The 12,824-nt window shown below is 63.7% G+C and carries 11 protein-coding genes; 5 read left to right on the forward strand and 6 right to left on the reverse strand.

Translation table 11 applies throughout. From position 1 onward, the window contains the following. Positions 1 to 52: 52 nt before the first annotated feature. Together K3163_RS09755 and K3163_RS09760 are read right to left on the reverse strand one after the other, a co-directional pair. The gene (locus K3163_RS09755; protein WP_221428090.1) at positions 53 to 1,432 is read right to left on the reverse strand and encodes a DEAD/DEAH box helicase; all 1,380 of its coding nucleotides are present in this window, start codon (positions 1,430 to 1,432) and stop codon (positions 53 to 55) included. Between the two features lie 269 nt (positions 1,433 to 1,701). Next, positions 1,702 to 1,926 carry a tautomerase family protein gene (locus tag K3163_RS09760; protein ID WP_221428089.1) on the reverse strand — a complete coding sequence of 75 codons (225 nt, stop codon included), beginning with the start codon at positions 1,924 to 1,926 and terminating at the stop codon, positions 1,702 to 1,704. A gap of 147 nt (positions 1,927 to 2,073) precedes the next feature. Between K3163_RS09760 and K3163_RS09765 the strand changes: the two genes are divergently transcribed. Then, positions 2,074 to 3,657: a winged helix-turn-helix domain-containing protein gene (locus K3163_RS09765; protein ID WP_221428088.1), complete on the forward strand. Its 1,584-nt coding sequence runs from the start codon at positions 2,074 to 2,076 to the stop codon at positions 3,655 to 3,657. A 10-nt stretch (positions 3,658 to 3,667) separates the two neighbouring features. On the opposite strand, the gene pgi is transcribed toward K3163_RS09765, so the two are convergent. Beyond that, the gene (gene pgi / locus K3163_RS09770; protein ID WP_221554082.1) at positions 3,668 to 5,251 is read right to left on the reverse strand and encodes a glucose-6-phosphate isomerase; all 1,584 of its coding nucleotides are present in this window, start codon (positions 5,249 to 5,251) and stop codon (positions 3,668 to 3,670) included. 52 nt (positions 5,252 to 5,303) lie between these two features. On the opposite strand from pgi, the gene lepB reads away from it, so the two are divergent. The 4 genes from lepB to K3163_RS09790 are packed head-to-tail and all read left to right on the forward strand — an operon-like array spanning position 5,304 to position 8,989. After that, positions 5,304 to 6,155: a signal peptidase I gene (gene lepB, locus K3163_RS09775; protein WP_221428086.1), complete on the forward strand. Its 852-nt coding sequence runs from the start codon at positions 5,304 to 5,306 to the stop codon at positions 6,153 to 6,155. Then, a complete protein-coding gene (gene rnc, locus K3163_RS09780) occupies positions 6,152 to 6,823 on the forward strand; it encodes a ribonuclease III (RefSeq protein ID WP_221554083.1) in 672 nt (223 codons plus the stop codon). The genes lepB and rnc overlap by 4 nt, the downstream gene beginning before the upstream one ends. Continuing rightward, a complete protein-coding gene (gene era, locus K3163_RS09785) occupies positions 6,820 to 7,722 on the forward strand; it encodes a GTPase Era (protein ID WP_221554084.1) in 903 nt (300 codons plus the stop codon). Before rnc ends, era begins: the two co-directional genes overlap by 4 nt. A 13-nt stretch (positions 7,723 to 7,735) precedes the next feature. Next, the gene (locus K3163_RS09790) at positions 7,736 to 8,989 is read left to right on the forward strand and encodes an MgtC/SapB family protein (protein ID WP_221554085.1); all 1,254 of its coding nucleotides are present in this window, start codon (positions 7,736 to 7,738) and stop codon (positions 8,987 to 8,989) included. Here the strand turns inward: K3163_RS09790 and K3163_RS09795 are convergent. The 3 genes from K3163_RS09795 to topA all read right to left on the reverse strand — a co-directional run bounded on the left by K3163_RS09795 (position 8,963) and on the right by topA (position 12,799). Further along, entirely contained in the window at positions 8,963 to 9,937 is a 975-nt protein-coding gene (locus K3163_RS09795) for a CPBP family intramembrane glutamic endopeptidase (RefSeq protein ID WP_221554086.1), read from the reverse strand. The genes K3163_RS09790 and K3163_RS09795 overlap by 27 nt on opposite strands. A gap of 133 nt (positions 9,938 to 10,070) precedes the next feature. After that, entirely contained in the window at positions 10,071 to 10,253 is a 183-nt protein-coding gene (locus K3163_RS09800; protein WP_040965891.1) for a hypothetical protein, read from the reverse strand. Beyond that, on the reverse strand, positions 10,253 to 12,799 hold the full coding sequence (topA, locus tag K3163_RS09805) for a type I DNA topoisomerase (protein WP_221554087.1): 2,547 nt from the start codon (positions 12,797 to 12,799) through the stop codon (positions 10,253 to 10,255). The genes K3163_RS09800 and topA overlap by 1 nt, the downstream gene beginning before the upstream one ends. Positions 12,800 to 12,824 lie beyond the last annotated feature (25 nt).

A 12,824-nucleotide genomic window follows, 5' to 3' on the forward strand; every position in this document is an offset into this window, starting at 1 on the left:
CAGCTTTCGCGAGTGTCTCTCGCCAACAGGACGCGCCTTGGCAAGTTCCGACTTACCTTCCGCTGCGCGGTCGGTTCCGGTTACGGTTGCGGTTACGATTTCCGCCGGGACGACCGCTAGGCTTGCCGCCCTGCCCTGCGCCCTCGGGCTTACCCTTGCGAGCGGGGTGCTTCTGCTTGGGCTTCGGCTTCTTGGCGCCAGCATTGCCGGTGGGACGGACCTTCGGCTTGGCAAGGCGCGGCTTCTGCTCGCGCTTGGTCGGGCCGACGCCTTCTACCACGGCGCGGAAATTGTCGGGGAGCGGCAGGCGCTCGAATTCCGCGTCGGTCTTCTTGCGGATGTCCTTCAGGTAATCGCGCTCGTCCTCGGCGCAGAAGGCAATCGCGATGCCATCCTTGCCCGCACGCGCGGTGCGCCCGATGCGGTGGACGTATTGTTCGGGCACGTTGGGCAGCTCGTAGTTGATTACGTGGCTGACACCCGGGATATCGATGCCGCGCGCGGCAACGTCGGTCGCGATCAGGATCGGCGTCTTGGCGCGCTTGAACTCGTCGAGCGCGCGTTCGCGTTGCGGCTGGCTCTTGTTGCCGTGAATGGCATTGGCAGGAATGCCCGCCTGACCGAGCTTCTTCACGATACGGTCGCAGCCATGCTTGGTGCGCGCGAAAATAAGCACGCGCTCGAATTTGCCCGGGACCTTGTGGCGCTCGGAAAGCACCAGTTCGAGCAGCGTCTGCTTCTCGTCCTGCTGGACCATGAAGAGATACTGGTCGATGCGTTCAGCCGTCGTGCTTTCGGGCGTCACGCTGACCTTGACCGGATTGCGGCAGTATTTGCCGACCAGTTCCTGGATCTGCTTGGGCATGGTGGCGCTGAAGAAAAGCGTCTGGCGATCGTCCGGCACCAGCTCGCTGATGCGGCGAAGCGCGTGGATGAAGCCGAGGTCGAGCATCTGGTCTGCCTCGTCGAGGACGAGGATTTCCACGCCGTCGAGGCGGAAGGCCTTCTGGTCGATCAAATCGAGCAGCCGTCCCGGCGTCGCGACGAGGATGTCGGTGCCGCGGTGCAGCTTGTTGCGGTCCTTGTTGACCGAAGTACCGCCAACGATCGAGTGGACCTTGAGACCCGCGAGCGCGCCATAGTCCTTGGCGCTCTCTGCGATCTGGCCCGCGAGTTCACGCGTCGGTGCGAGCACCAGCATGCGGCAGGACTTGAACGGCGTCTGCTTGTCGGCGTCCCGCAGGCGGTCGATGCTTGGCAGCATGAAGGCAGCGGTCTTGCCGGTGCCGGTCTGCGCGATGCCGAGCAGGTCTCGCCCTTCGAGAACGCGCGGAATGGCCTGCGCCTGGATCGGCGTCGGCTCGTTATAGCCCTTCATGTCGAGGGCCTGGAGCACGGGCTGCGACAGCCCGAGGTCGGTGAATTGTGTCATGTATACTCGCAATATGCTTGCGGCGCGCAGACGGATTTGTCGCGCGGCGCGGGTGTCAAACGACCCGCGTGAAAAGGGAAGTCCTTGGAAAAACTGGACCGAGGCGCGGCCGGGGCGATGGATGTATCGTCATCGCCGCTTCACGCTGGCTAGCGCGCTTCGATGGCGGCCATGTGGATGCTGCAGTGCAAAAAGTCAATGAGTGCACACTAAAAGAGGCCGCCCAGACGGACGACCTCTCTTCGGGACGGATTTTTTATTGCGCGCGATCAGGCGGCCTTCTTGCCCGCCATGGCGTGAACGTCCGCAGCACCGAGCAACTGCCCGCCAATGCCCCAGTCGCCCTGTTCGACTTCCATGATGCGGACCCAGGTAACGGGGCGCATGGCCTCGCCTTCGACTTCGACCATGGCTTCTGTGACCTTGCCGATAAGGTCCTTCTTCTGGTCGTCGGTGAAGACATTCTTGATCACGTCGATGGTAACGAGCGGCATTAGTATTCTCCTTGAAAGTATCGTTTGGATGTATCGATCGGTGTGTTCCGATGACCTCTGGATAGGCCGCCGATCAACTCCATGCTTGACCTCGGCATGAAGATGTCTGACCTTTTCATGGAGATTTGCCGCAAACGGGGAGTTCGGATGGACGGACCACTGCCCCGGGTCGTGAAATTCGCCGGATTCGAACTGGATCCGCACCGCTTCGAGCTTCGAAGCGAGGGCGAGCGCGTTCATGTCGAGCCGCAGGTGCTATCACTCATCCTGCTTCTCGCAGCAAACCGCGACCGGATGGTGACCAAGGACGAAATCATAGAGGCCGTCTGGGATGGCCGCATCGTCTCGGAATCAGCCATCTCTGCGCGCATCAAGGCCGCTCGCAAGGTGCTGGGAGACGACGGCAAGGCGCAGCGTGTTATCCGCACGATCCACGGGCGCGGATTCCGTTTCGTGGCCGATGTCTGCACGGGCACCGCCGGCAGCGAACCAACACCAACGCTCGAAGCATCTTCCGGACAAATCGAAGCGCCGCCGCCGCGCAGTGCCCGCCCTTCTATAGCGGTCCTGCCCTTCGAGCTTGTGGGCGAGGAAGGGCCGCATGATATCATCGCCGATGCGCTTCCTGCCGACATCATCATGGATCTTGCCCGGATCAACTGGCTGTTCGTGATCTCGCGCGGCTCGAGCTTCCGCTTTCGCGGTGCCGACAGCGATCCGGCGCATGTCGGGGCCGCGCTGAACGTCCATTACTGCCTGACCGGCACCATAGAGCGCAGTGGGCACGAGGTGATCGTGTGGGTAGCTCTCGTCGACACGAGAGACGGGCAAACGGTCTGGTCGGAACGCTACACCGATGCGATCGACCGGCTGCAGGACCTGCGCCCGGAAATCGAGCGGCGAGTGGTCGAGAGTGTGCTCGTCCAGATCCCGCAGAACGAGGTGCGCCTCGCGCGCGGCCTGCCGGTCGCCGAACTCGATGCCTGGGCCAGCTTCCACCTCGGCATCGATCACATGTATCGCTTCAATTCACACGATAACACGACGGCAGCATTCCTTTTCAATCAAGCGCTGGAGCGTGATCCCTATTTCTCACGTGCGATGGCGGGCCTCTCCTTTTCCCACTTCCAGTCCGCCTTCATGTCCTATGACGACGAATCCGAACGGCATGTCGAAATGGCGCGCAGCCTAGCCCAACGGGCGGTCGAAACAGACCGGCTGGACCCGTTCGCCCATTTCAGCGTCGGGCGCTGTTCCTGGCTTGAAGGGCGGTTGGATGACAGCATTTCCTGGTTTGACAGCGCGACAAGCCTCAGCCCGAGTTTTGCGCAAGGAATTTACAATCGCGGCCTTGTCTCGACGATCGCCGGCAAAGCCGAGGCAGCAGATCGCGATCTTGCATTGGCGCTGGAACTGAGCCCGCTCGACCCGATGGCCTATGCGATGATTTCAAGCCGCGCGCTGACACACCTGCAGTTCGGCGATTACGAGAAGGCAGCCGAGTTCGGCGAGCGCGCCGCACTGACGCCGGGAGCGCACAAGCACATCAAGCTGATCGCGGGCCTGACACTTCATCTTGCCGGCCGAGGGGATGAAGCTAAGAGCTGGCTGGCCCGGGCACGGGCGGATGATGCCGAGATCTCGTCGACGAGCTTCTTCCGCTCCTTTCCCTTCCCCCACAACGCACCGCGCGAGACGATTGAACGGGGCCTGCGAGAATTGGGCTTCTGAGTTTTCCCGGTCAGTCGACGAGCCCAGCCGCCTCCAGCAGCCCCTCCGTACTCGCGTCGAACTCCTCGCCACCTTCTTCGATCGCCCTGGCCATCTGCTTGCCGAGTTCGACGCCGAACTGGTCGAAGGGGTTGATGCCCATCAGCACGGCGCTGGCGAAGGTGCGGTGTTCGTGGAATGCGATCAGTGCGCCCAGCGTGGCGGCGTCTAGGTCGTCGCACAGGATCGTCGCCGAGGGTCGGTCGCCCGGGTAATTGCGTGCCGGGTCCTTGCCCTTCTTGCCCGCCATCAGCGCCGCACCTTGCGCAAAGCAGTTCATCAGCAGGATGCGGTGGTGCGCGGGGTCTAGCTCGTCGCCCGGCGCGATGCTGGCTATGAAATCGACCGGGATCAAATGCGTGCCCTGGTGGAGCAGCTGGAAGACCGCGTGCTGCGCATCGGTGCCCACCCCGCCCCAAGTGATGGGCGCGGTCGGGCCGTCGACCGGCTGCATGTCGGCGGTGACGCGCTTGCCGTTGCTCTCCATTTCGAGCTGCTGGAGGTAGTCGGGGAACAGGCCCAGGCGCTCGTCATAGGCGAAGACAGCGCGCGTCTGGCAGCCGCGGACGCGGGTGTAATAGAGATCGGCGAAGGCAGCGCGCAGGACGAGGTTGTTCGCCACCTCCGTGTCGCGGAAGTGCTTGTCGACCTCGGCGGCACCGGCGAGCATCTCGCGGAAATCGTCCATGCCCACGGCCATGGCGATCGGGAAGCCGATGGAGGACCAGATCGAGTAGCGCCCACCCACGCTTTCCTGGAACGGCAGGATGCGCGTCTCGTCGACGCCCCACTCCACCGCTCCTTCGGGATTGGCGGTCAGCGCCACCACGCGGCCACTCGGGTCGGTGACGCCATTGTCGCGCAGCCATTTAAGCGCGCTTTCGGCGTTGGTCATGGTCTCGATGGTGGTAAAAGTCTTGCTGGCGACCGCGATCAGCGTCTTGGCCGGATCACACTTCGCGAACGCCGCCTCCAGCGCCACGCCGTCGATGTTCGAGACGACATGCACGTCGCAGCGCGAGAAATCGCGGCTGAGCGCGTCGACGCCGAGCGCCGGACCAAGAGCGCTGCCGCCGATGCCGATGTGGATGAGGTGGTCGATCTCGCCGAATGCGCCCTGGTGGATCGCCTCGACCAGCATGCCCATACGATCGATCAGCGCAGCCGCTTCCTCGACCTTCGCCTCGTCTCCCACGCCGCGCAGCGTCGCGTGATCGGCCGCCCTGCCCTCGGTCGGGTTCACGACCTCGCCGGCAAAGAGCTTGCGGCGCATTTCGGTGAAATCCATCGCCTCGGCCAGCTCGGCGAACTTCGCGAGCACCGCACGGTCGAGATGCGTTTTCGACCAGTCGAACAGGATACCGCCGGGCGCCATCGGATCGCCCGCGGCCTCGCCTGCCAGCTCGATCCGGCCCGACAGCATCGCCACGCGATCTTCACCGCCCGGCTCGTCCTTACCCTCTCCGCCATCGCGCTCCGTGCTGAACAGTTCGAGCAGCGTGGGCTGCGGAAGGTCGGCGAGTTCGCTCCAGATATCGGCGGCGGCTTTGGTCATGGCGGGCAAAAATCCTTTCGCGGGGTTCGATTGCCGACTAGGGACTTCGGCGATGAATGAGAACCCCCGCCTGACACAACCCGACGCCGATGCGGATCCCGATGCGGTCGCAACCGCCACGAAAGCCGACCACGAAGAGGAAAGCTGGGGCGACTTTACCAAGTTCCTGCTGAAGCTCGTGCTCGCGGTGCTGATCTTCCGCAGCTTCGTCTTCTCGCCCTTCACCATTCCCAGCGAAAGCATGCTGCCGGTGCTGCGAAACGGCGACTACCTCGTCGCAGCGAAGTGGCCCTACGGTTATTCCAAGCTGTCGCTGCCTTTCGAGGCTCCGCTCATCCCGGGCCGCGTTTTCGCCGACCTCCCCGAGCGCGGAGACGTGGTGATCTTCAAGCATCCGGTCGACGGGACCGACTACGTCAAACGCACCATCGGCCTGCCGGGTGACACGATTGCGATGCAAAACGGCACGCTGGTCATCAATGGTGAGCCCGTGCAGCGCGAGCAGGCCGGATTTGCCGACATCCCGATGAGCGTGAACACGCAGTGCCGTCCCGATGGCGGCATCGTGGTCGAAGAGACCACCTGCCGCTATCGCCAGTTCCGCGAGACCCTGCCTTCGGGCAAGAGCTACATGACGCTCGACTTCGGGCCGCGTCCCCGCGACAGTTTCGACACATTCATCGTGCCCAAGGGTCAGCTCTTCGTGATGGGCGACAACCGCGACAATTCGCTCGACAGCCGCTTCCCTGCGACCGCGGGTGGCGGTGTCGGCCTGGTCGATGCCGACCTTCTCGTCGCGCGCGCCAGCATGGTGCTGTGGTCGACCGACGGCAGTGCCGAATGGCTGCTGCCCTGGACCTGGTTCACGGCCGCTCGCTGGGACCGGATCGGAAGCGACATATGAGCGCGTTATCAGACGAAACACGCGCCTGGCTGGAAGAGACCGGCTTCACGGTGAAGGACACCGAACTCTGGCTCGCCGCGCTCACCCACGGCAGCCTCGGCGAGAAGCGCGATTACGAGCGGCTCGAATTCCTCGGCGACCGCGTCCTTGGCCTCTCCATCGCGCAATGGCTCTACGAGCAGAGTGAAGCGCCCGAAGGCAAGCTGGCCCAGCGCCTCAATGCGATCGTCAGCCGCGAGATGTGTGCGAGCGTGGCACGCGGGATTGGCCTGTCCGACCACATGCGCATTTCCAAGCAGGCGCGCGCAGACGGCGGCAAGGATAGCGACAACATCCTCGGTGACGTGATGGAGGCGCTACTCGGCGCGCAGTTCCTCGAAAACGGGTTCAAGGCCTCGCGCAAGCTCATCCAGATCCTCTGGCGCCCTGCACTGGAGAGCGGTGCGGGCGAAAGCAAGCACCCGAAGAGCGCACTTCAGGAGTGGGCCGCGGGCAACCGCCGCAAGCCGCCCGAGTACGAAGTGATCGACCGCTCCGGCCCCGATCACGCGGCACAATTCACGGTACGGGTCAGCGTCCACAAGGTGGGCGAGGCGACCGCAACCGCAAGTAGCAAGGGCGAGGCCGAAAAGGCCGCCGCCAAGGAATTCATGGAGAAGTTCGGATGAGCGATCCGAAAACCAAATGCGGCCTCGTGGCCGTTCTGGGCGCGCCCAATGCGGGCAAGTCGACGTTGGTGAACCAGCTGGTGGGCCAGAAGGTCGCCATCACCAGCGCCAAGGCCCAGACCACACGTGCACGCATGCTCGGCATAGCGCTGCATGAGGACACGCAGATGATCCTCGTCGACACGCCCGGTATCTTCGCGCCCAAGCGCCGCCTCGACCGCGCGATGGTCAGCGCGGCGTGGGAAGGCGCGGAGGCAGCCGATGCCGTCCTGCTTATGGTCGACCCGATCAAGCAACGCCGCCATGAGCTCGAACCGCTGATCGAGGCGCTCAAGGACCGTCCCGAACGCAAGATCCTCGTCCTCAACAAGGTCGACAAGGCGAAGAAGGAACCGCTGCTCGCGCTCGCGCAGGAACTGACCGGCGCTGTCGACTTCGCCGAGGTCTACTTCGTATCCGCACTGACCGGCGACGGTGTGCCCGAGATGAAGGAAGCCCTCGCCGCGATGATGCCCGAGGGTCCGTGGATGTACCCGGAAGACCAGGTCTCCGACGCCAGCGAACGCCTGCTCGCCGCAGAGATCACCCGCGAGCAGCTCTACAAGCAGCTGCACGAGGAACTGCCTTACGACAGCGCGGTGCGGCCCGAGAAATACGTCCAGCGTCCCGACGGCAGCGTGGAAATCCACCAGCAGATCGTCGTCATGCGCGACAACCAGCGCGCCATAGTGCTCGGCAAGGGCGGAAGCCGGATCAAGGCCATCGGCCAGGCCGCGCGCGAGGAGTTGAGCGAACTCCTCGGCCAGAAGGTCCACCTCTTCCTTCACGTCAAGACCGACGAACGCTGGAGCGAGGACAAGGAAATGTTCGAGGAAATGGGCCTCGACTGGGTGAGGTGATAGGCTGGCGCTGATGGACTGGACGGCGCAAGCAGGACAGCTGGGGGCAGCATTCGCGATCGGCCTGATGATCGGGCTCGAACGCGGCTGGAAGCTGCGCGAAGCCGAGGAAGGCTCGCGCGTGGCGGGCATCCGCACATTCTCGCTCTTCGCGCTCGTCGCGGGCATTGCCGGACTGCTTGCACAAGCTGGCCAAAGCATCGTGGCTGGCGTCATCGTGGCAGGGACAGCAGCGATCGCCGCCATCGGTTATTCGCGCTCGATTTCCGACAGCGGCAAGCCGGATGCGACCTCCGCGGTCGCCGCGATGACGACGCTTGCGCTTGGTTTTCTTGCGGGACTGGGAGAACCGGCGATCGCGGTCGCCGGCGGTGCACTCGTCACCGCGTTGCTCGCTCTCAGGACCGAAGTGCACCGCTGGGTCCGGCTGCTCGACGAGGCCGATATCAAGGCGCTGGCACGCTATGCGGTCATCGCTCTCGCGGTGTTCCCCTTCCTGCCCGAAGGTCGCTTCGGTCCCTACGACGCGTGGGAGCCACGCACGCTATGGCTCGTGGTGATCATCGTCACCGGCTTCAGCTTCGTCGGCTACGCTGCAAACCGCATGTTCGGCGCACGGCGCGGGACGATAGCCACCGCCGTGATCGGAGGTGCCTACAGCTCTACGGCCGTCACTCACTCCTTCGCGCAGCGCATCGGTGCGGGCGCCGGTGGCGGTGCGGAAAATGCCGGGATCGCGCTGGCAAGCGCGGTGATGTACCTACGCGTAATCATCCTTATCGCCATTCTCGCAACGAGCCTGCTGCCCCATTTCGTCGGCATCGTCGCCCCGGCCCTGGTGGTCGGTTTCGGGGTTGCCTACTGGCTCTATCGCAAGGCGCCTTCGAGCACGGGCCCCGCACCGCCGGGCAATCCGATCGCCATGCTCCCCGCCCTCACATTCGTCACCTTCGTTGCCGTGGCCGCAGTGGCCGCGCGCTGGGCCGAAACCCGCTTCGGCGAGGAAGGCATCGCGGTGCTCCTGCTGCTGATGGGCAGCATGGATGTCGATGCAGCCATCGTGACCGCAGGCGGTCTGGAGCCTGGCACGATCTCGCCTGACCTCGCCGCACTCGCCATTGCCGGCACGATCCTTGCCAACATGTGCGTCAAGCTGGGTGTGACGATCGTCTACGGCAAGCGCGGTGCAAGACCCGCAGCCCTGGCCCTTGCAGCGAGCATGGTCGCGCTCGCGGCGAGCCTATTGGTGGGTTACCTGGACCTTTAGCTGCGGCTCGCCAGGCTGGCCGATATCGTGGCCGCGATCCTCGCCCAACGCCTTCGCACCAAGCTTGACCAGAACGAATGCGACGAGGAGTACCGGCAGGATCAGCACGCTGTTCTCGGGCCCGAATTCGCCGCCGCTCAGCCATTCCGGACCTACCGGGCGCACTCCGATGATCGAGGCCATGTCGTTGCCGCTGGCGTTGTAGTCGAGGACCACGCCCTGGAAGAAGTTCCAGCCGACATGCATGCCGAAGGACATCCAGATCGCGTTGGTCACCATCACCCCGTAAAGCGCCTTGAACGAGAAGACGACGATGATGAGCGAGGAGAGCAGGGTCGCGTTCGGATTGGTGATGTGGATGAAGCCGAAGATCACGCCAGACACGATCGCAGCGATGAGGAAGCTCGTGCCCTCGGCCAGGTTCCTGAGGAAATAGCCGCGGAAAAACAGCTCTTCCCACCAGCTGACCACCACAGTCATGAAGAAGAACAGCCCCAGCGTCCCCCAGTTCATCGCATCGATCGAAGCGGAGAAAGCGGGCCAGGAGGTGAAATCGGGCGAGCCGTCGCCCCATGCAATGCCGGTGAATTCCACCACACCGAAGAGATAGGCGAGCCCGACGAAGAGAGCGGCCATGACGCCGCTGATGAGGAAGCCGACGATGATCACCGGAATGGTCCGCGCACTCACGGCAAGGCCGAGCGAGGCGAGAGAACGGCGGTCGAGGTAGCGCCGCGCAAACACGACAGCGACCGTCATGGAAATCGCCATCATGATGATGAGAAGCGCGGTGTTCACATACCGGCTCGCATCTGGAATGCCGCCATTCCACAGCTTGAGGCCGGTCTGGAGGCCGAGGTTCAGGACCACGACCAAGGCCACCATCAGCAGCAGTCGCCAGCCTGCGCGAAGCCTGCCCTCTTCCTGATTTACGAACCAGTTTCGCATTTCCTGCACCTCTCCATGCACGCCAGATAGCGTCGCCGGAGAATCGATTTAGCGATATACTGTATTATGTCAACAATACAGCTAAGATATATCTTGTTTCAGGCTCTACCCTGTCGGGCCGAAACGCGCCTTGCTAGCGCTTTTTCGCGATCTTGATCTTGTTCTGCTTGGCGAAGCTCTTGGTCGATTCCTCGCTGCGATTCAGGGCCTTGGCGATCTGCTTGAGGCCCTGCCCCTTGGCGGCGAGGGTGCGGAGCTGGCCCGCCTCCTCGCCCGTCCAGGGTTGCTTGTGCCGCTCGAAGCGCTCCTTGCCCATCAGTCGGCCTTCTTCTTGGCCGCCGCCTTCTTCTTCGGTGCAGCCTTCTTCTTGGCCGGGGCCTTGCGCTTCTTCTTCGCCGGTCCCTTGGCAGCACGCGCATCGATCAGCTCGATCGCCTGCGCCTCGGTCACGTCCTCGGGCTTCATGTCCTTGGGGATCGTGGCATTGGTGGTGCCGTCGGTGACATAGGGGCCGTAGCGACCCGGCATCACCTTCATCTCGCCGCCGCTGGTCGGATGCTCACCCAGCGTCTTGATCGGTTCCGCCTTGCCGCGCCCGCCGCCCTTGCGATTGGCGGCCTGAGCGAGGATGTCGACCGCGCGGTTCATGCCGACCTCGAACACCTCGCGGGTATTCTGGAGCTTCCCGTACTTGCCGTCATGGCGCAGGTAGGGACCGTAGCGCCCGATGGCGGCCTCGATCTCCTTGCCGGTTTCGGGATGCGCGCCGACGATACGCGGCAAGCTAAGCAGCTTCAGCGCCCATTCGAGGTCGAAATCGTCGAGGTCCTTGGGGATGCTCGCACGCTTGGCATCCTTGCCCTCGCCCAGCTGGACATAGGGGCCGAAGCGGCCGCTCTTGCGCTCGACCGGGAGGCCCGTGTCCGGATCCTCGCCCATCACGCCGTCATTAGCGCCGTCGTCACCGTCGCTGCCTGGCTTGGCGAATTGGCGAGTGAACTTGCACTCGGGATAGTTCGCACAGGCGACGAAGGCGCCGAAGCGGCCACCGCGCAGTGCCAAGCGTCCGCCTTCGCGGCCCTCGGTCTCGCAAAGCGGGCAATGACGCGGGTCCTTGCCATCGGCGCGTTCGGGGAAGAGGTAGTCGGACAGGAAGTCGTCCAGCACCTCGGTCACTTCCGAGGGCTTCTTCTCCATGATCTCTTCGGTCTTGGGTTTGAAGTCCTTCCAGAACTCGGCGAGCAGCTTCTTCCACTCCTCGCGCCCGTCCGAAACGGTGTCGAGCTCATCCTCCATCCCGGCGGTGAAATCGAAGGACACGTAGCGCTCGAAAAAGCGTTCGAGAAATGCCGTGAGGAGACGCCCCGATTCCTCTGCAAAGAAACGGTTTTTCTCCATGCGAACGTAATTGCGATCGCGCAGCGTCTGGAGCGTCGAGGCATAGGTCGACGGGCGACCGATGCCCAGCTCTTCGAGCTTCTTAACGAGGCTCGCTTCGCTGAAACGCGGCGGCGGCTGGGTGAAGTGCTGGTTCGCCTCGACCGTCTTCTTGAGCGGGCTGTCGCCCTTGTTGACGACCGGCAGCAGACCGTCCTCATCGTCTTCCGAAGGCTCGTCGCGGCCTTCCTGGTAGACGGCGAAATAGCCCGGGAACTTCACCACCTGGCCGGTCGCGCGCAGCTCGTGCATGCCGGTGCCGTCCCGCAGCGTGATCGTGGTGCGCTCGAGATTGGCCGAGGCCATCTGGCTCGCCATCGCGCGCTTGAAAATCAGGTCGTAGAGCTTGCCCTCATCGCCCGAACTCACGCGGTCGCGGGTGAAATCGGTCGGGCGGATCGCCTCGTGGGCCTCCTGCGCGTTCTTGGCCTTGGTCGAATAGAACCGCGGCTTGTCGGGCAGGTAATAGGCGTCATAGCGGTTCGCGATGGCCTTGCGGCAAGCGTCGATCGCGCTGCCGTCCATCTGCACGCCATCGGTACGCATATAGGTGATCGCGCCAGCCTCGTAGAGCGACTGGGCAAGACGCATCGTGTGGCTGGCGGAGAAGCCGAGCTTGCGCGCAGCCTCCTGCTGCAGCGTCGAGGTCGTGAACGGCGGCGCGGGGCTGCGCTTCAGCGGCTTGGTCTCGATTTCCTCGACCGTGAAACGGGAATCCTCAACCGCTTTCTTGGCGGCCTTGGCGCTGCCCTCGTCACCCAGCGTCAGCTTCTGGAGCTTCTTGCCGTCGAACTTGACCAGCCGCGCGTCGAATTCTGTTCCGTCCTGCTCGAGCTTGGCGAGGACCGACCAGTATTCGTCCGCCTTGAAGTGCTCGATCTCGATCTCGCGATCAACGATCAGGCGCAGCGCGACCGACTGCACGCGGCCCGCACTCTTCGCACCCGGCAGTCGGCGCCAAAGGACCGGCGACAGGGTGAAGCCGTAGAGATAGTCGAGCGCGCGGCGCGCGAGGTAGGCGTCGATCAAATCCTGGTCGAGCTCGCGCGGAGCCTTCATCGCATCGGTTACGGCTTGCTTGGTGATCGCGTTGAAAGTGACGCGGTCGACCTTCTCGGGCAGCGCCTTGCGCTTCTGCAGGAGCTCGCGGACGTGCCAGCTGATCGCCTCGCCTTCGCGGTCAGGGTCGGTCGCGAGGACCAGCCGGTCGGCCTTCTTGGCCGCGTCGCTGATCTCCTTGAAGCGCTTCTGCTTGTCGCGATAGAGCTCCCAATCCATCGCGAAATCCTCGTCCGGGCGCACGCTGCCGTCCTTGGGCGGCAGGTCGCGGACATGGCCGTAGCTGGCGAGAACCTTGAAGTCCTTGCCGAGGTATTTCTCGATGGTCTTCGCCTTCGCGGGCGACTCAACAATAACCAGTTGCATGGGGGTAAAAGCGGTCCCTTACGTG

The organism is Qipengyuania xiapuensis (genome assembly GCF_019711395.1).
Lineage (GTDB): Bacteria > Pseudomonadota > Alphaproteobacteria > Sphingomonadales > Sphingomonadaceae > Qipengyuania > Qipengyuania xiapuensis.